At 43.3% G+C, this 20119-nt stretch carries 17 protein-coding genes, 1 other RNA gene and 1 other annotated feature; all 18 genes read left to right on the top strand.

The features are described from left to right. Positions 1-366: 366 nt before the first annotated feature. The 18 genes from QZL64_RS13410 to ssrA all read left to right on the top strand — a co-directional run bounded on the left by QZL64_RS13410 (position 367) and on the right by ssrA (position 20014). On the top strand, positions 367-846 hold the full coding sequence (locus tag QZL64_RS13410; protein WP_021842456.1) for a CtsR family transcriptional regulator: 480 nt from the start codon (positions 367-369) through the stop codon (positions 844-846). A 6-nt stretch (positions 847-852) separates the two neighbouring features. Then, positions 853-1392, top strand: coding sequence for a UvrB/UvrC motif-containing protein (locus tag QZL64_RS13405; protein WP_021842455.1), 540 nt, complete (start codon positions 853-855; stop codon positions 1390-1392). Between the two features lie 11 nt (positions 1393-1403). Further along, on the top strand, positions 1404-2474 hold the full coding sequence (locus QZL64_RS13400) for a protein arginine kinase (RefSeq protein ID WP_021842454.1): 1071 nt from the start codon (positions 1404-1406) through the stop codon (positions 2472-2474). 16 nt (positions 2475-2490) lie between these two features. Beyond that, positions 2491-4947: an ATP-dependent Clp protease ATP-binding subunit gene (locus QZL64_RS13395; RefSeq protein ID WP_021842453.1), complete on the top strand. Its 2457-nt coding sequence runs from the start codon at positions 2491-2493 to the stop codon at positions 4945-4947. Between the two features lie 212 nt (positions 4948-5159). After that, positions 5160-6533 (top strand): DNA repair protein RadA, encoded by a 1374-nt coding sequence (gene radA / locus QZL64_RS13390; protein ID WP_021842452.1) that lies wholly within the window; start codon positions 5160-5162, stop codon positions 6531-6533. An 83-nt stretch (positions 6534-6616) separates the two neighbouring features. Next, positions 6617-7774 (top strand): PIN/TRAM domain-containing protein, encoded by a 1158-nt coding sequence (locus QZL64_RS13385; protein ID WP_021842451.1) that lies wholly within the window; start codon positions 6617-6619, stop codon positions 7772-7774. Continuing rightward, a complete protein-coding gene (gene ispD / locus QZL64_RS13380) occupies positions 7771-8934 on the top strand; it encodes a 2-C-methyl-D-erythritol 4-phosphate cytidylyltransferase (protein WP_021842450.1) in 1164 nt (387 codons plus the stop codon). Before QZL64_RS13385 ends, ispD begins: the two co-directional genes overlap by 4 nt. Positions 8935-8993: 59 nt before the next feature. Continuing rightward, positions 8994-10460 (top strand): glutamate--tRNA ligase, encoded by a 1467-nt coding sequence (gene gltX / locus QZL64_RS13375; protein WP_021842449.1) that lies wholly within the window; start codon positions 8994-8996, stop codon positions 10458-10460. A 110-nt stretch (positions 10461-10570) separates the two neighbouring features. Further along, entirely contained in the window at positions 10571-11791 is a 1221-nt protein-coding gene (gene pepT, locus QZL64_RS13370) for a peptidase T (RefSeq protein WP_021842448.1), read from the top strand. Between the two features lie 159 nt (positions 11792-11950). Then, positions 11951-12154: a binding site (T-box leader), on the top strand. Positions 12155-12203: 49 nt separating this feature from the next. After that, entirely contained in the window at positions 12204-13658 is a 1455-nt protein-coding gene (gene cysS / locus QZL64_RS13365; protein WP_021842447.1) for a cysteine--tRNA ligase, read from the top strand. Then, positions 13648-14115 carry a Mini-ribonuclease 3 gene (locus QZL64_RS13360; RefSeq protein WP_021842446.1) on the top strand — a complete coding sequence of 156 codons (468 nt, stop codon included), beginning with the start codon at positions 13648-13650 and terminating at the stop codon, positions 14113-14115. The genes cysS and QZL64_RS13360 overlap by 11 nt, the downstream gene beginning before the upstream one ends. A 31-nt stretch (positions 14116-14146) precedes the next feature. Continuing rightward, positions 14147-14875 (top strand): 23S rRNA (guanosine(2251)-2'-O)-methyltransferase RlmB, encoded by a 729-nt coding sequence (rlmB, locus tag QZL64_RS13355; RefSeq protein WP_021842445.1) that lies wholly within the window; start codon positions 14147-14149, stop codon positions 14873-14875. Between the two features lie 18 nt (positions 14876-14893). Next, positions 14894-15430: an NYN domain-containing protein gene (locus tag QZL64_RS13350; protein ID WP_021842444.1), complete on the top strand. Its 537-nt coding sequence runs from the start codon at positions 14894-14896 to the stop codon at positions 15428-15430. A gap of 81 nt (positions 15431-15511) precedes the next feature. Then, positions 15512-16183 (top strand): RNA polymerase sporulation sigma factor SigH, encoded by a 672-nt coding sequence (gene sigH, locus QZL64_RS13345; RefSeq protein WP_021842443.1) that lies wholly within the window; start codon positions 15512-15514, stop codon positions 16181-16183. Between the two features lie 14 nt (positions 16184-16197). Continuing rightward, a complete protein-coding gene (gene secG / locus QZL64_RS13340) occupies positions 16198-16434 on the top strand; it encodes a preprotein translocase subunit SecG (RefSeq protein ID WP_127058512.1) in 237 nt (78 codons plus the stop codon). Positions 16435-16489: 55 nt separating this feature from the next. Further along, the gene (gene rnr / locus QZL64_RS13335; RefSeq protein WP_308694432.1) at positions 16490-18964 is read left to right on the top strand and encodes a ribonuclease R; all 2475 of its coding nucleotides are present in this window, start codon (positions 16490-16492) and stop codon (positions 18962-18964) included. Between the two features lie 26 nt (positions 18965-18990). Then, positions 18991-19470, top strand: a complete 480-nt coding sequence (gene smpB / locus QZL64_RS13330; protein WP_021842440.1) for an SsrA-binding protein SmpB — start codon at positions 18991-18993, stop codon at positions 19468-19470. A gap of 200 nt (positions 19471-19670) precedes the next feature. Beyond that, positions 19671-20014: a transfer-messenger RNA gene (ssrA, locus tag QZL64_RS13325) on the top strand. The last annotated feature ends 105 nt before the right edge of the window (positions 20015-20119 follow it).

Below are 20119 nucleotides of genomic sequence, written 5' to 3'. Positions count from 1 at the left end.
CTTCGGAGCGTCTTTTTTGTATTCGGATTTTCTTTGTCTTTTTAACAAGTAGCGTTGTTTGACTTTTGTAATTTTTCACTAAAAGGTAAAAATACAGCTTAGTCTGATGGCTTAAAAAGCCTTATAAATACTGATTAAAATAAAAAGTCAAATTTTTTATATTTTTTTGACTTTTTAGCTTGACAAAAGTCAAAAAGTCAACTATTATATAGACAAGGTCAAAAGAACAAAAGGTAAAAAGGTTAAAAGGTGAGACGAAATAAGTTGAACTAAAAGTTAGCCGAAAGTCGACCGAATCATAAACAGAATGAAGGTATTATATGATGCAGAGTGTATTAATAGATATAAAGTTTGGAGAGATGATGTATGGGAATTTTAGCGGATCGAATTGAAAAGTTTATTTTAGCTAAATTATTGGAAGAGCAGGCAAATAGAGAAGACGGTATTGTGTTACGCCGTAACGAATTAGCTGATGAGCTCAATTGTGCGCCGTCGCAAATCAGTTATGTCTTAAGCACCCGTTTTTCCAACGACCGCGGATTTATCGTAGAATCGAGACGTGGTCTGGGTGGTTTTATCAGTATCACTCGTATTCCGGTGAAAGCACTGTTAGAAGCGCCTAAACAAGATACCAATGAAGAAACAGCCACTGACAAACCATTGACCATGGGTATGATAGATAATTCGTTGTTTGAATTGATGCAGCAGAAGTTCTTACGTAAACGAGAGGCAGCTCTTTTACATGAAGCGTTCGCCATCTTGATGGAAGAACCGGATCGCAAAACGCGGGAAGCAAAAGTTCGTCGTTTGTTTGAACAAGTAGTCTCCATGGTGAAGGAGGTATGATGCGTTATGTTATGTGATAATTGTAAAAAAAATGAAGCCACTGTCCATATGACTCGGGTGGTTAACGGTAAGAAAAGTGAACGTCATTTATGTAATGCCTGTGCTAAACAGCAGGGCGAAGATTTCGGCGGTCAAGGTTTTATGAACTTCGGCCCATCCTTATGGGACAATGATTTCTTTACTAATGACTTCTTTACCAATTCATTATATCCTGACAGCTTATTGAATCCTCGCCAGGAAACGCGTTGCAGTCAATGCGGTATGACATTCAGTGATTTTAATCAAACCGGTAAATTCGGATGCGATCATTGCTATGAAGCGTTTGAAGTACAGATTGCACCTTTGGTAAGACGTTTACAAGGTTCGTTAAATTATGAAGGCCGTGTACCGAGTCGCGGTACGGGCGTTTTCAAAACAAAACATCAAATTAAACGGTTGCGTCAGGAACTTGATAAAGCGGTTAAAGCGGAACAGTTTGAAGAAGCCGTTCGCTTGCGTGATGAAATTAAATCGCTGGAACAATCCTTGGGTAACACCGACAAATAGGAGGGACAATTATGTTAGATAAAATTTTAGATGAACCGCTTAGCGGTTGGCTGAAAAGCAGTGATCCTTTAGGCAAGATGGATTCGCATATCGTATTGTCCAGCCGCATTCGGTTGGCTCGTAACTTCAAAGGATTGCAATTTACTAATCGGAATAACGAAGAGTCGCTGAAAAAGGTCGACACCATGATGCGCGGTGTGCTTGGCACTTTAAAAGCCGCCGATGGTCGCGATTATTCCAATATTAGTTTAGATAAATTATCTGATACGGAACGTGAAATTCTTGTTGAAAAGCATTTGATGAGTCCGCAAATGGGACAAAAAGCGATGTATCGCAGCTTAATTGTTGCCAATGACGCGTCTGTGGCCATCATGGTCAACGAAGAAGATCATATTCGTATCCAGGCTATGGAACCGGGCCTTAAGCTTAAAGAAGCGCTGGAACATGCATTTCTTATCGATGATGCCATCGAAAGCAAATGTGACTATGCGTTTAGCGAACGGTACGGCTATTTAACCGCTTGTCCGACTAATGTGGGGACGGGGCTTCGCGCTTCCGTAATGTTACACTTGCCTGCATTAGCCATGACGGGTCGGATTAACCGTTTGGTTCGTAATATTACGCAGCTTGGCTATTCGGTTCGTGGTCTCTATGGCGAAGGTTCGCAGGCATTAGGTAATATTTATCAGATTTCCAACCAAGTAACGATGGGGATTAGTGAAGAAGACACAATTCAACAAATTCAGAAAGTAATTGAAAAATTAGTTCAAGAAGAAGTGAAGGCTCGTGAGGCCATTAAAAGTAACGACTTTGAAGCGTTTGAAGACCGTGTATGGCGTGCGTTTGGTACTTTGCAATACGCACGGCGCTTATCCGGCGAAGAAGCGCTGAGTCTTTTGAGTGATGTTCAATTAGGTATGGATATGGGCGTGTTGCCACAACATTCCGCTGATGTGTTCAGTGAGCTCGTGGTAACTACAAGACCTAACTTTTTAAGTAAATATGCCGGGAAAGAATCGATGACAGCTCCGGAACGCGACAGTTATCGCGCTAAAGTTGTTCGTGACAGATTAGCCCGCTAAGATATGAGGTGATTATATGTTTGAACGTTTTACAGACGGTGCGCAACGTGCTTTAGGCATTGCGCAGGAGAAAGCTAAGGAGTTCGGCCACGACTATGTGGGTACGGAACATTTGCTCCTTGGCTTATTGGAAGAAGATGACAGCGTAGCATCTAAAGCGCTCCATTCTTTGGGCTTGGAAGATAAAGCTACGGAAAAAGCTGTGTTGGATGCGGTAGGCCGCGGTAACAGCCATGGTAATGAATTGTATATTACGCCGCGTACCAAACGTGTATTGCAATTGGCCGTGGAAATTGCCAACCAAATGCAGCATAACTATGTTGGTGCCGAACACTTATTGCTCGGTATTTTGCAAGATGGCGGCGGGGTAGCTGTCAATGTCCTCTATGGTATGGGCATTCGTGCTAATGACGTTGTCAAAGCTATTAACAGTATTTACGGCTCCGAACAAAACGGTGCTGAAGGCGGATCCGGCAACGGTGCGAATGGTGCCGGCGGCAACAGTAATTTGGGTGATTTAAAAGATTTTGCCACCGATTTGAATGAATTGGCAAAACAAGGCAAGATTGACCCGGTTATCGGCCGTGATAATGAAATTAACCGTGTAATTCAGATTTTAAGCCGTCGCACAAAGAATAACCCGGTACTTATCGGTGAACCTGGTGTCGGTAAAACAGCCATTGCCGAAGGCTTGGCACAGCGTATTGTAACGCAGAACGTACCTGAAATTTTACGTAATAAACGTATTATTTCCTTAAGTTTAACAGCTATGGTTGCCGGTGCTAAATACCGTGGTGAATTCGAAGAACGTTTGAAAAAAGCTATCGACGAAGTACAGAAACACGATGATATGATTATTTTCATCGATGAACTTCATACTTTGATTGGTGCCGGTGCTTCCGAAGGCTCCATGGATGCAGCTAACATTTTGAAACCGGCCTTGGCTCGTGGTACGTTCCAAGTAATCGGTGCTACGACCCTCGATGAATATAAGAAACACATCGAAAAAGATGCCGCTTTGGAACGTCGTTTCCAACCTGTATTGGTCGGTGAACCAAGTGAAGAAGAAGCTCTTGAAATTTTGAAAGGCTTGCGTGACCGCTACGAAGCGTTCCACAAAGCTAAGATTACCGACGAAGCTTTAAAAGCTGCCGTTGAATTATCCAGTCGTTACATTTCCGACCGTTTCTTGCCGGATAAAGCTATCGACGTAATGGATGAAGCAGCCTCTAAAGTACGTATGAAAGTATTTACAGCGCCACCTGATGTGAAAGATTTGGAAACTCGTCTGGCCGATGTTCGTAAAGAAAAAGAAGCAGCCGTAACCGGACAAAACTACGAAGAAGCAGCCAAACTTCGTGATGAAGAAAAGAAATTGGTTGATGAAATCGAAGCTAAACAACAAGCTCGCAGCAAAGAAGACGAAGAAAAACTTGTTGTTACCGAAGATGATATCGCTGCCGTTGTTTCTCAATGGAGTGGGGTACCGGTTGCGAAAATTGCTGAAGAAGAATCGCAGCGTCTGCTTCGTTTGGAAGACGAACTTCATGAACGAGTTGTCGGTCAGGATGAAGCTGTAGTAGCTGTTTCTAAAGCCGTACGTCGTGCTCGTGCGGGCCTTAAAGATCCGAAACGTCCTATCGGTTCGTTCTTATTCTTAGGCCCTACCGGTGTCGGCAAAACAGAATTGGCTCGTGCCTTGGCAGCTAACCTCTTCGGTGATGAAAATGCCATGATTCGTCTGGATATGTCCGAATATATGGAAAAACACACCGTATCTCGTTTAGTCGGGGCGCCTCCGGGCTATGTGGGCTATGATGAAGGTGGTCAGTTGACCGATGCCGTACGTCGTAAACCTTACAGTGTCATCTTGTTTGACGAAGTTGAAAAAGCTCATCCGGACTTCTTCAACATCTTATTGCAGGTATTAGACGACGGTCGTTTGACTGATAACCAAGGTCGTACGGTTGATTTCCGTAATACGGTTATTATCATGACGAGTAACTTAGGCTCCAACTTCTTAAAAGAAGATAGCGCCGCTATGGGCTTCTTAGCTGCCAAGAATAAAGAAGATGCTAAGAAGAACGCCGAAAGCTCCTTTGCGGAAGCCAAGAAAAACACGTTGGATGCCGTTAAACGTCATTTCCGCCCTGAATTCTTGAACCGTATCGATGAAATGGTTGTATTCCATCCATTGACCGGTGAAGATTTAGGTAAAATTGTTAACATCTTGCTTAAAGATGTAACAAAACGTTTGGCTGAACGTAATCTTACTTTGGAAGTATCCCCTGAAGCTCTTGACGTTTTGGTTAAAGAAGGTTCCGACTTTGCGTATGGTGCGCGTCCATTGAAACGTGCTATTCAGCGTTTGGTTGAAGACCCTATTTCCGACTTAATCTTAAAAGGTGATGCCCCTGAAGGTTCGGTTATTAAAGCAAATGTGGTGGACGGCGACATCACAATGGTAGTATAATTAACAGGATTTGATTAACAGTTACAGATTTGGTTGATTATAACGCCGATTTACCAATTTATTCATGAAAAATTACTCCTCTGTTTGAAGGATATTGCACTAAAAATCACGAATACTATTTAAATGGTGTTCGTGATTTTTTTTATAAATAATTATGAAAAAAAGGTTCTCAATTTGAAGTTGATTTACGAGTATATAAAGAAAGGGAATCTATGGCAAAGGTTAAGACAGCATATTTTTGTAATAATTGCGGTGCGGAATCGGCCCGTTGGCTCGGTAAATGTCCGCAGTGCGGTCAATGGAATACATTGGTAGAAGAAGTAGTCCGTGAAACGAAGCAAAAGGGAACCGCCTCTTATGCGCCGGTAGACAAGGCGGCTACTAAGCCGGTGGCGCTTGCGGATATAAAAACGGAAGATTCACCGCGTATATCCACCGGTTACGGTGAGATTGATCGCGTATTGGGCGGCGGTATCGTGCCGGGAGCGCTCATTTTATTAGGCGGCGATCCGGGCATCGGTAAATCGACGATTCTTTTACAAGTATCGGGTAAAATCGCCGATACTCATGGTAAGGTGCTCTATGCGTCGGGCGAAGAATCGCAGATGCAGTTAAAGCTTAGGGCTGAACGCTTGGGCATTCAAGGGCAAAACTTAGCGGTTATGGCGGATACTAATTTGGACTCTATTTTGCAAGAAGCAAGTCAACATAAGCCGTCCCTTCTTGTCATTGACTCGATTCAGACTATGTTTACAGACGCTCTCGATTCGACGCCGGGCAGTGTGGGGCAGGTGCGCGAATGTACGGCTCGTTTACTCCGCTTTGCCAAAGAGCAGGGCGTGCCGGTTATTATCATCGGTCATGTGACTAAAGAAGGTAATATTGCCGGGCCGCGTATGTTGGAGCACATGGTGGATGTAGTGCTCTATTTTGAAGGGGAACGGTCTTATCAGTTCCGTATTTTGCGCGGCATTAAAAACCGTTTCGGGTCTACCTCGGAATCGGGTCTTTTTGTCATGGAAGAGGAGGGCCTTGCGGAGCTTATTAATCCATCGGCGACCTTATTGGCGGAACGGACGGAAGAAGAAACAGGTTCCGCTGTTATGGCCTATTTGGAAGGGATTCGACCGATTCTCGTTGAAGTGCAAAGCCTCGTGGCAACGACCGCTTTCGGTATGCCGCGCCGTACGTCCATTGGTTATGATTTAAATCGTCTTATTATTCTCTTAGCCGTTCTTGAAAAACGTTGTAATCTGACACTGGGAAATAAAGACGTGTACGTTAATGTTATCGGCGGCTTAAAGGTGAATGAACCGGCTTGTGATTTATCGGTGGCCGTGGCTATCGTGTCGAATTTAAAAAATCGTCCGGTACCGGCCGATATGGTGATTCTCGGTGAAGTAGGCTTGACCGGTAACATCCGCAGTATACCACGTATTGAACAGCGTATTGCGGAAGCCGCCAAAATGGGTTTTACTCGTTTTGTAGTGCCGGCGGGGAATGCGAAACAGGTGAAGACGAACCGCAAGGATATTACGATTCACGGCGTTACCACGGTACAAGAAGCGATGCAACTCGTATTTTGACAGCTTTTTTAATAATGATTTAATGATTTATTTATAATTTTAATGTACAATATAGGTGTACACAGTGAAAGGAGGTGAAATGAATGGTATATAAGATTTTACGTTATGTCATAGCCTTATTGGTTGGGATTATGGGTTATATGTTGACGGACAATTTCATGCCCGTATGGGAACCGATTATTGATGTGAAGTTCTGGACAATGGGCTTCTTCGGTATTTCCATAATTAAAATTTTAGCCTTAGCTTTGGGCGGCTTAATTGGTGCTCTAATCGGCTTTGTTATCGCTTTGCCGATTATTAATCAGGGGTTAAAATTGGCCAGAAGAATTGAAAGTCTCTTATCCCGTGTACCTAATCAGGAATTAATGGCCGGCACAGCCGGATTACTTTTTGGACTTATAATAGCAAATCTTATTGGCTTGGCATTTTATCGCGTTCCGATTATCGGTTCGTATATTCCTATTATTTTAAGTGCTATCTTCGGTTATATCGGGATGCGTTTGGCATCGCGCAAAGGACCGGAGCTCTATGCCAACTGGTTGCAGAGCCGCACAGTGGCAAAAGATAAGAAAAAAGACGTTGTACCTAAAGACAGCGAACAGGCGGCAATACCGGTTATCTCTGAATTTGAATCGGTATCGGTAGCAAAGTTATTGGATACGTCGGTTATTATTGACGGTCGTATTGCCGAATTGTGTGAAACGGGCTTTTTGGAAGGGCCTTTAGTAGTGCCTTTATTCGTGCTTGAAGAATTGCAACATATTTCCGACTCAGCCGATGTGTTGAAGCGTAATCGCGGTCGTCGCGGGCTCGATATTTTGCAAAGCATGCAACAAAAAGAGATAATCGCCATCAAAGTAATTGTCGATGATTTTGAGGATATTACAGAAGTAGACTCCAAATTGATGCGTCTTGCTTTGGACAAAAAGTGGAAAATTGTAACGAATGATTTTAACTTGAATAAAGTAGCCAGCTTGCAAGGCATCGAAGTACTTAACTTAAATGATTTGGCCAATGCATTGAAACCGGCCATGATTCCGGGCGAATGGATTCGTGTCCAGGTTATTAAAGAGGGCAAGGAAGATAATCAAGGTGTCGCTTATTTAGATGACGGTACGATGATTGTTATTGAAAACGGGGCCCAATATGTGGATACGGCTATTGATGTTATGGTTACGTCAGTATTACAGACCAGTGCAGGTCGTATGATTTTTGCGCGGGCGAAAGGAACTAAAGAATGATCAGCTGTATTTTATTAGCCGCCGGCGCCGGTAAACGGATGAAATGCGAGGCTAACAAAATATTTTTGCAGCTTGGAAATTATTCCGTGTTGCAATGGAATTTGCATCATATGACGGAAGTGGCTGATATTTCGGAAGTGATAATTGTAGCTGCTGCCGGTGAAGAGCCTGTTATTGCCAAAGAAGTGGCGGCTATGGGCCAATTGCCTTGGGAGCCGCGTATTGTAGCGGGTGGCAAAGAGCGTCAAGATTCGGTGCGAGCCGGCACATTGGCTGTCAGTGAGTCAGCGGATATTATTTTGGTCCATGATGGGGCACGTCCCATGGCAAAACCGGAATTATTCACGGCTGTGGCTAAAGCTGCTGATGAGTATGGCGCAGCGGTAGCCGCTGTACCGGTCATCGATACGATTAAACGCGTGTCGGACGATTTATTGGTTACACAGACGCTCAAACGCAGTGAGTTATATGCGGTTCAAACACCACAAGGTTTTCAGCGTCAATGGCTCATGGACGCACAGGCCTACGCGGCTGAGACTGACTTCTTGGGGACTGATGATGTATCTTTGGTAGAGCATCAAGGTAAACCGGTTCATATCGTACTGAGTGATTATACCAATTGTAAACTCACAACCCCCGAGGATATTATAAGAGCTAAGCAATATTTAGGAGTGACAGAACCTATGATGCGAGTAGGCTTCGGTTATGATGTACATCGTTTTAAAACAGGCAGACCTTGTATTTTGGGCGGTGTACAAATCGAGAGTGAATTCGGCCCTGATGGCCACAGTGATGCGGATGTATTGATTCATGCTTTGATGGATGCTTTATTGGGAGCGGCCGGTTTACCCGATATCGGGTATTGGTTTCCGCCGGAAGATGATGCGTTCAAAGGTATTTCAAGTATGGAATTATTGCGCCGTGTTGTGAAACTACTACACGAAAAAGGATTTAAGGCGTATAATGTAGATGTTATGGTCATTGCGGAAGCGCCTAAATTAAAGCCGCATATCGGGGCTATGAAGGAAAATCTGGCCGGTGCCTTAGGGATTGGTGAAGATTTTATCAGTGTAAAAGCAACGACTCATGAGAAGATGGGGGCGTTTGGTCGCAAGGAAGGTTTGGCTGCTCAGGCGGTAGTAACGCTTTATAAAGCCTAATCATTAGCAACCTGTCACCCTATAAATAAAATGTATTAAGTAAAGGAGCGGATATAAACATGGCAAAGATGAAGGTACGATTTGCACCAAGTCCGACAGGACCTTTCCATATCGGTGGTGCCCGTTCAGCCCTTTTCAACTGGCTATTGGCACGTAAAGAAGGAGGTACATTCCTTCTGCGTATTGAAGATACAGATTTGGCGCGTTCTACGCGTGAAAGCGAAGAGAATATTAAAGCCGCTCTTAAATGGCTCGGCATGGATTGGGATGAAGGTATTGACGTAGGCGGTGAACACGGTCCGTATCGTCAGACTGAACGTCTCGATATTTATAATGAAGTAACGCAGCGTTTATTGGATGAAGATAAAGCTTATCGTTGTTACTGCACCGAAGAAGAATTGGAAGCGGTACGTCAGGAACAATTAGAACGCGGTGAAACACCTAAATACAACGGTCATTGCAGCCATTTAACAGAAGAACAAATCGCTGAATATGAAAAAGAAGGCCGTAAACACACGGTTCGTTTGCGTGTGCCTTTGAATCAGACCATTGCCTTTGATGACATGGTGCGTGGTCATGTGTCCTTTGAATCCAATGGCGTTGGTGATTTCGTTATTGTAAAATCCGACGGGATTCCCGTTTATAACTACGCTGTAGTTATTGACGATCATACCATGGAAGTAACTCACGTAATTCGTGCGGAAGAACATCTTTCCAATACGCCGCGTCAGATTGCAATTTATAATGCTTTGGGCTGGGAAGTGCCGACTTTCGGTCACATTTCCTTAATCCTTGGTAAAGATTACAAGAAGATGAGTAAACGTCACGGTGCTACTTCCGTTGATCAGTATCGTCAGCTCGGTTACTTGCCGGAAGCCATCGATAACTTCTTGGCATTGCTCGGTTGGGCACCGGACGGTGAACAGGAATTATTTACACAGGAAGAGTTGATTCAAAACTTCTCCATGGACCGTGTAGCTAAGAATCCGGCCGTGTTTGATATCGATAAATTAAATTGGATTAACTTCAACTACATGAAGAATTTATCCGATGAAGAATTATACGAATTATGCTTGCCTCATTTGCAGGAAGCCGGTTATGCTTCTGAAAACCCTGATGAAGCGGAAAAAGCTAAACTCATCATGCTTTGCGTATGCTTAAAAGACCACATCAGCTTCGGTGCTCAGATTAAAGAAGAAGCAAAACTAATCTTTGAAGATATGGAGGCTCCGGATGCCGAACACGCTGAAGAAATTAAAGCGGTATTGGCTGAAGAATCTTGTCCGACCGTGCTCAATGCATTCCGTGCAGCCGTAGCGGATTTGGACGAAATTACGCCGGATGTAGTAAAAGCTACCATCAAAGGTATTATGAAAGAAACCAAATTGAAAGGGAAATTCGTATTTATGCCGATTCGTATCGCTACGACAGGTCAAATGCACGGCCCTGATTTGAATTACATTATCACCTTGTTTGGTAAAGAAAAGACGTTGGCACGCCTTGATGCGGCTATCAGTCAGTTATAATTGATTATATTTAGTAGGTTACATCCTTTATTGACGGTCAATTTTTGAGTACGGGAGGTTTCCTCCCGTACTCTTTTTTATAATCTTTCTTTTTTAAAGGAGGCTATAATATGGAATCTATGGTTGAACGTTTTTTGCGGTACACTAAAACAAACACGCGCTCTGATGAAGCGGCTACTTCAGTACCGAGTACTCAGACTCAGGTTGAGTTTGCCAAAGTATTGAAAGCGGATTTGGAAGAACTGGGCTTAAGTGATGTGAAAATCAACGAGAAGAACGGGTTTGTTATTGGTGCTTTACCGGCTAATACCGACGACCAGGTACCGGCCATCGGCTTTATTGCTCACATGGATACAGCTGATTATAATGCGGAAAACATTACCCCGCGTATTATCAAAGACTATGACGGGCAGGATATATTGCTCAATGAAGCAAAAGGTATCTACAGCCGTGTTGCCGATTTTCCTAATTTAGCCAATTATAAAGGCAAAACTTTAATTGTTACTGACGGCACCACCTTGCTTGGCGGCGATGACAAAGCGGGCATCGTGGAAATCATGGAAGCGTTACGTTATTTGAAAGAAAATCCGGACATCAAGCATGGTCTTATTATGTGTGCTTTCGGACCTGACGAAGAAATTGGGCGCGGTGCAGATTTATTTGACGTAAAAGATTTTCCGGTAGATTTTGCGTACACCATTGACGGTACCCGCCTTGGTGAATTGGAATACGAAACATTCAATGCCGCTTCTGCTACCGTTGAATTACACGGTATATCTGTGCATCCGGGCTCTGCAAAGAATACCATGATTAACTGCAATAAATTGGCCATGGAATTTGATCGTTTATTGCCACAAGCCGCTGTTCCTGAATTAACGGAAGACCATGAAGGCTTTATCATGCTTGCAAGCAATGAAACGGGTGTAGAATCAGGCACCATGAAATACATCATTCGTGACCACGACCGTTCCTTCTTTGAAGCCAAAAAACAATTATTCGTGCTGGCTGCCAAAGTATTGAACGAACGTTACGGTCGTGAAGTAGTCACCTTGACACTTAAAGATCAATATTACAATATGTACGATATCATTAAAGATCATATGGAATGTGTAGATATTGCGAAAGCAGCTATGGAAAAAGCCGGTGTTAAACCGCTTATTCAGCCGATTCGCGGCGGCACTGACGGATCTAAAATTTCCTTTATGGGTATTCCGACACCTAATTTGTTTACCGGCGTGGAAAACCTTCACGGTCCTCACGAATACGCTTGTGTTGAACATATGGAGTTAGCGGTTAAGACGATTGTTAATATTGCCACGGCAGCCAAATAAGAGCAAAATAACAGGCGAAATAATTAGAAAATTAAATATAACGGAACCACTTGCACACGATTAAATTTTAGCCGTATAATTTGTATAGAATTAGTCGTAATACATTGACTTTATAAGGGTTTTATGATATTATTCTCTATATATCGAATAAAATTGTTATTAAAGACGATGAACGAAAGAAGTACTTTGTGACTAACTTTACAGCGAGAACTAACTGGTGGAAGGGTTTAAGTATAGCCAAGGGAAATGCATTCGGGAGTTAACAGGCTGAATAGAGTAAGTTTGTTCGGATACGCCCGTTATGCGTTGGAGAGAGTGCTATCAGTACTTAACAGAGTGGAACCGCGGGCCACCGTCTCTGTAATGAGATGGTGGCTTTTTATATTTTAACGGAAGAGAGGCATCGGTAGCGATGAGAGAAATTAAAGTATACAATACGATGACAAGAGAAAAAGAAGTATTTAAGCCGGTAAAGGAGGGAGAAGCTAAGATTTACGTATGTGGCGTAACGCCGTACAACCACCCTCATATCGGTAATGCTCGTCCTTTTGTTACCTGGGATGTAATTCGTCGCTATTTGACACATGTAGGCTATAAAGTGACGTATGTACAGAACTTTACAGACGTGGACGATAAAATTATTAACACATCTAATGGGGAAGGTGTGTCCTGGGATACGATTGCCAATCGCTATATCGATTCCTATTTTGAAGTTATGGATGCCCTTCACGTTAAGCATGCTGATGTATATCCGCGTGTATCCGAACACATTGACGAAATCATTGAAATGATTGCTACGTTGATTAAAAAAGGTTTTGCTTACGAATTGGACGGCGACGTATACTACAGTGTTGAAAAATTCGAAGATTACGGCAAATTATCGGGCCGTACTTTGGATGATATGGAAGCGGGCGCTCGTGTAGACGTAGATGACCGCAAACAGAATCCGATGGACTTTGCCCTTTGGAAGAGCGCAAAACCGGGTGAACCTTATTGGGAAAGCCCATGGGGTAACGGTCGTCCGGGATGGCATATTGAATGCTCTACCATGAGCAACAAATACTTGGGTGAAGAATTTGACTTCCATGGCGGCGGCAGCGATTTGATTTTCCCTCATCATGAAAACGAAATTGCTCAGTCTGAAGGCTGCACCGGTCACCATCCGTCTGTACGTTACTGGTTGCATAATGGTTTCATTACCATTAACCAAGAAAAGATGAGTAAATCTTTGAACAACTTCTTCTTGGTAAAAGATATTTTGAAAGAATACAGTCCTGATGCACTTCGCTATTTCTTGATGAGCACTCATTATCGCAGCCCGCTTGATTTCAGCGATGAACGCTTGGAAGAAGCCAATAAATCCTTAGAACGCATGACAACGGCTATTCAGAACCTTTTATACTTGGAAAACCAAGAAGAAGGCGAATGTGATGACGAAGCAAAAGCATTACTCGATAATGCTCGCAAATATGCGGAAGAATTTGAAGAAGCTATGTCCGATGACTTCAATACGGCACTTGCCGGAGCGCCAATGTTCGGCTTGGCTAAAGAAATCAACATTTACTACCAAGCAGTACAAAACTGCAACGGTAAAGTTTGCCATGAAACATTAGCAGAAGTACGTGACATCTTCAAGATGATGACTGATATCATCGGTATTTTGGAACAGGCTTGGGAAGGTCCACAAGGCGGTGCCGGCGCTGAAGAATACGAACAGTTAATGCAAGTAATCTTGAATGTTCGTCAAAATGCCCGTGAACAGAAACTTTGGGACTTAGCCGATGCCATTCGTGATGAATTGGGCAATATCGGTATCGTAATTGAAGATTCGCCGCAAGGGGCACGGTGGAAGAAACGTGAACTTTAAGCGCTATCAATTTTTACGAGCCACGGCTATTGAAAAATTAAAAGCAACAACTACGCATGAGGGAATTGTACCGGCTGAAGCTGAGGATTCCCTCATGCTTGCCTATATAGGCGATGCCGTGTATTCGCTCTATATCCGCGAGCGCATGACGGAAGCGGGCATTTCTAAGGTTCAGGTATTACATAACCTGGTTACGGAGTGCATTTGTGCTAAGGCACAGTCAAAGGTTCTCCATGCGTGGGAAGAGTCAGACTATTTAACGGATATGGAAAAACAGGTGGCTAAACGAGCTCGTAATAGTAATGTACATGTACCGAAAAGTGCCACCGTACAAGAATATCGTGCCAGTACAGCCTTTGAAGCAGTACTTGGCTATTTATATCGTTCGGGTCAGAACGAGCGACTACAGACTTTGATGAAAGCTGCATTTTGGTATACTTTGGACAGTATGAGTTAGATGCGTTATGATAGAGTAAAGGAGACATATCATGAGTGATTATATTGTAGGACGCAATGCGGTACGTGAAGCTTTGCGATCGGGACGAACCATTCAGCGTTTGTTTATTACGAATGATAAGGTGCAGGGCTCCTTACAGGAAATCATAGGGTTGGCTAAGGATAAAGGAATTGAGCTGCGCCGGGTGGATGACAAACAGCTTAGTAAATACGCTGACGGTGTGGTTCATCAAGGGGTCGTGGCTTTGGCGGCACCGGTTAAATTTGCCGATTTAGGTGAAGTGCTTCAAAATTGGTCTTCTGATAAAGCGCCACTTTTAATCTTGTTGGATGGCATTGAAGATCCTCATAATATGGGGGCAATCATTCGAACTGCCGAATGTTGCGGTGCTACGGCCGTTTTAATTCCGAAGCGCCATACAGCTCCGATTAATGCTACCGTTGCCAAAACGTCGGCCGGTGCTTTAGAATCTATTCCGTTAGTGCAGGTTGGCAATGTGGCACAGACAATTGAAGAACTTAAAAAGCAAGGCTTTTGGGTTCTCGGTGCTCACATGGAAGGTCAGCAAACCTTGTATCAGGCCGATTTGACGAGTCCTTTAGTGCTCGTTATCGGCAATGAAGGGAAAGGGCTTAGTCGCCTTACTAAAGAGCGCTGTGATTTTCTCGTAACGATTCCTATGTACGGTCGTATTAACTCATTAAATGCATCGGTAGCGGCGGCTATTTTGATGTATGAAGCGGTTCGGCAGCGTCAATAAAAGGAGTGAGGCTCCGACATGAGAGAAGATATTTTAATTGTTGACGGGTATAATGTTATATTTGCGTGGCCGGAACTGAAGAAAATCAGTAAAAGTTCCTTGGAACATGCCCGGTCGCGAATTAAGCATATGCTTCAAAATTACGGTAAACATAAGGGTTACCGTGTTATACTGGTATTTGACGGTAAATATGCCCATCCCGGCAGTGCCGAAGAGTTTATTACCGATGATTTTTTGGAAGTGTATACGGCTGATGGGGAAACAGCGGACTCTTATATTGAACGGACCGTTTTCACTTTTAAAAACACCTATGCCAATGTATATGTATGCACCTCTGATTATGCGGAACAGAGCCAAGTACTCGGTTTTGGTGCTTTGCGTATCTCCGCGCGTGAGTTAAAAGCCCAGGTTGAACGGGCTAAAATTGACGAACAGCGTTATTACAAAGGGCTTCACAACCGAGATAGTTTGCAATTACAGCGTAATGAACTGGGACATCAAATTGATGGTGAAGTAGCTAAGCAGTGGGAAACCTTGCGTCGAGGGAAGAAATGACCTTGCAGAACCGAGGGCTATCAAGTATAATGAGAGATACATTAGTAAGGTTCTGCGAATCCGGCAGAGTGGGAGGTCGGCATGTGCGTTAATCCACGCGTAAATGATGAGTACCGTCGTTATGTAGATTTAACAGATGAACAAATTTGTAAATTAGCGCAAGAACAAGATGACCACTTAGCGGTGGACTATCTTGTGGATAAATATAAAAATTTTGTGCGTGCCAAGGCACGGTCTTATTTTTTAATCGGTGCTGATAAAGAGGACATTATCCAAGAGGGCATGATTGGCCTCTATAAAGCTACGCGCGATTTTAAAGGGGACCGACTGGCGTCGTTTAAGGCCTTTGCCGAGTTATGTGTAACACGGCAAATTATTACGGCTATTAAAACCGCGACGCGGCAAAAACATATTCCGCTCAATTCCTATATTTCGCTGAATAAGCCGATTTATGCGGATGAGACGGAACGAACCTTGATGGACGTATTAGTGGAAGGCCAGGGTACGGATCCTGAAGAATTATTCATTAATCGGGAAGAATTTTCCGATATTGAAGCAAAAATGGGATCTATATTAAGTGATTTGGAAGGCAAAGTGCTGATGGGGTACTTAGACGGCAAGTCGTATAATGAAATTGCCGCTGAATATCACCGCAGTGTCAAATCCATTGATAATGCATTGCAACGCGTAAAGCGTAAATTAGAAAAGTATTTGGAACATCGCAGTGAATTGGCGAAAAAGAATGAGCCTTAGGAAGGATGACAATTGTGAGAAATTTCTTGATGTTTGCAGAAGTGGTAGTTGCTATTTTATTGATTATGGTGGTTGTATTACAATCCAGTAAAAGTGCCGGTATGGGCGGCGCCGTAAGTGGTGCGGCTGACTCCGTATTTGGCGGTAAAGCACGTGGTATCGACGGTTTATTGTCGAAATGTACTATCGTGTTGGGGATTATTTTTGCCATCTTGAGCTTATTCTTAGGGATTTACTTGAATCAATATTAATAGCGAGCCTGCCTTGTGCAGGCTTTTTTGGTAGGGGTATAAAGCTATGGAAGAGATGAAAGATAAGATTTTAGCGTTTTTTAAGGCCATTAGTCCGGAAGCGTATCATATCGAAGATGCAGCATATATTTTGGGCATAAAAGGGTCTGAAGAGTTGGAAGCCTTTATGGGAGATGTGGAAGCGCTTACCGAAGCGGGCTTATTAGAAGCACGGCCCGGCGACTATTACAAATTCATCGACAAGGCTGAAAAAACAGCATTAAAAATTGAGGAAGTAAGAGAGTTTGAAGGTATTTATAAGAGCCTTCGTAACGGCCGCGGGCTTGTTATTGACGAGACGGGGCAACATGAAGTAAATATCGGTGCCGGCGATCGTAACGGTGCCATGCATAATGATAAAGTTTTGGTACATTTTTTCCGCTTCGGTCGTATCGGCGAACAGCGCCATGAAGGCCGTGTGGAAAAAGTGATTCAACATGTGAATACATCCATTGTAGGGACTTATGATCGCCAACAGATGTTTGGCTTTGTAACGCCTGATGATGAACGCTTAGTTGATGATATCTATGTAGCTTTGCCTGATACTATGGAAGCGCGCAGCGGGGCTAAAGTATTGGTGGAAATTACTCGTTGGCCTGATGCTAAAGGACGCCAGCCGGAAGGTAAAATTACGTCCATTTTAGGTTATAAGGGCGACGTAGGTGTGGATATTAACTGCGTAATGGCGCAGCATAAAATTCCGTTTTCATTTCCTGAGGCGGTTTTAAAAGAAGCGGATCGCGTATCCTTTGATGTAGCCCTGGGCGGTAAACGTCTTGACTTACGCGAGGTGCCGATGATTACTATCGACGGCGAAGATGCTAAAGATTTGGACGATGCGGTAAGTTGTAAACAGCTGGCCAACGGTCATTATAAATTAGGTGTTCACATTGCCGATGTAAGTCATTACGTACGGGGCAATACACAGCTCGACAAAGAAGCCTATAAACGTGGTACCAGTGTGTATTTGGTTGACCGTGTTGTACCGATGTTACCGACTAAATTGTCCAACGGTATTTGTAGTTTGAATGCCAAAGAAGATCGCTATGCCATGAGCTGCATTATGGAAATCAACCATGCAGGCCGTGTGGTGGACTTCCAAATCAGTCCGTCCGTCATTCGCGTGGATCGTCGTTGCAGCTATCCCGAAATATATAAAGCATTGACTCAAAGCATCATTCCCGACGATTTGTTGCCATTGATGCCAATGGTGCATGAACTTCACGAAGTGGCCAAGATTTTAATTGCCATGCGTGAAAAATCCGGTGCCATTTCCTTTGAATTCCCTGAATACAAGATTCTGTTGGCCGAAGATGGTACACCACTCAAGATTGTACGTAAAGACCGTACTATTGCTGAAAAAATCATTGAAGCTTGTATGCTGATTGCCAATGAAACGGTAGCTTGCTATTTACGTGACACTCATAAACCGGGGATTTATCGTATTCATGAGCAGCCAAGTGAAGAAAAGTTACAAGCTTTACAGACGGTTGTTACCTATTTAGGCAAACCGTTCCATTTGGCCGACAGCCATGTTGAACCAAGAGATATTCAGAAGTTCTTAGACAGTATAGCCGGCACTGACATTGAACCGATTGCGCAGATTATGACCTTGCGCTCCATGCAGCAGGCGCGTTATTCGGCAGTCAATGTGGGACACTTTGGTTTGGCGTCCGCTTGTTATACCCACTTTACATCGCCAATCCGTCGTTATCCGGACTTAATTGTTCATCGTTTGCTCAAAAAACGGTTACACTGGGGCGATGGCTATAATAAATACGATGATATGGAGGATTATTTGGCGAAAGCGGCCGACCATTGTTCGATTCAGGAACAAATTGCCGTAGCTGCGGAACGCGATACAAATGATCTTAAAAAAGTTCAATACATGGAACCGTTTATCGGCGAAGTCTTTGACGGTAAAATCAGCTCCATCACATCATTTGGGATGTTTGTAGAGCTTGAAAATGGTATTGACGGCTTAGTTCATATTGCTACCATGGATGATGATTATTATTTCTTTGACGAAGAACATTTCTTGCTGGTTGGGCGCCGTACGGGCAGAACCTATCATTTGGGGCAGGAAGTAAAAGTAACACTTATCAAAGCGGATAAAGATAAGAAACAAATAGATTTCTTGCTTGGGGAAGTGGATGCGCAGACTCTGATTGAAAAATCGCTAGCCGGTGAACATCGTCGAACCGGTTTAGGCAGTCGCGGTATGCGCTCCGGCAAGTCCGGTAAAACCGGTAAAAACGGTAAAGCAGGTAAGAGCGGTAAAAGTTCTAAGTCTGAAAAGTCCGGTAAACGTGAAGCAAGCGAAAAAGACAGCAAGAATAGTAAACGTAAGAGCACAAACAGTAAATATAACTGGCAAAGTGATTACGAAGATAATACGCCGGCTGCTTTTGCCAGATTTGCCAAAAAATCTAAAAGCAAAAAACAAAGTAAAAAAGTAAGCCGCAAAAAGAAATCAGGTAAGAAAAAATAGCAGTACCGAAGTTTAGGAGGTAGTTTGTGAGTAAAGCTAAGAAAGACAGTACCAGTTTAATCGCCGACAATCGTAAGGCCAGACATGATTATCACATTCATGAGACTTATGAAGCGGGGATTGCTTTAACCGGTACTGAAGTTAAGTCGATTCGCCAGGGCCGACTTAATCTGAAAGACAGTTATTGTGCCATTCAAAATGGTGAAATATTCCTCTATCAGGCTCATATCAGCCCATATGAACAGGGTAATCAGTTTAACCATGAACCGATGCGTACGCGTAAATTATTGATGCATCGCAGTGAAATTCACAAATTGTTGGGACAGGTGAAGGAAAAAGGCTTTTCTTTGGTGCCACTTAATTTTCACTTCGCTCATGGCTTAATTAAGGTAACTGTAGGCCTCGTTACAGGTAAGAAAAATTATGATAAGCGCCAGGATATGGCTGAGCGCGATGCGCAGCGTGACATTCGTCGCCGCATGAAAGAACAGAGCCGCGATTATTAAGCTAAAATAAAAGACGTCTGCAGGTGTGTTCCTTTGAATGCACCTGAGGCGTCTAAATTAATGCCTGATTTGTTGAATCACTAACTTGTTTTCGTTATGCTCTATATTTGGCGATTTTTTACCTATAAACCGTTAGTTCAAAATTCGTCATTTTGTTTGACAGTACTGTCACAGTTGTTTATAATTAATCATGCACACATGGGGACGTAATGGTTTCGACAGGGGTGCGTGTATCACAGATAGCGAGTCGGCGTTTCCATTTGGCCGTTAAACGGTGGAACTTTTAAATTAAACGCAAAAGAAAACTTTGCATTAGCTGCATAAGCTACGTCTTACTCTGATCTGCCCGTGATCGGGGATAAGGCGTCAAACTACGGGCTCGCCTAATATATTTGCTCTAGTATAGTAGGTTAAACAACAGAGCTGGGTTAATATAGTTTGTCGTTGTACGAAAGTTAGCTAAGATCTAAAACAGCGTCTGCACTCGGAGAAGTCTGTGGGGCAACACTTTTGGACAGGGGTTCGATTCCCCTCGTCTCCACCACTTAACATTATTAATCAAAATAAGACCGCTCAGGCAATGGCCGAGCGGTCTTTTTGTTCTTGATTGAGTATAATTTTTGGCTTATAGGACAAAAAGTGTGTGTGG

Source organism: Veillonella sp. CAG:933 (genome assembly GCF_000431435.1).
Lineage (GTDB): Bacteria > Bacillota > Negativicutes > Veillonellales > Veillonellaceae > Veillonella_A.
The sequence above is the reverse complement of the archived record's forward strand: the minus strand, read 5'-3'. Positions and strand labels throughout refer to the sequence as shown.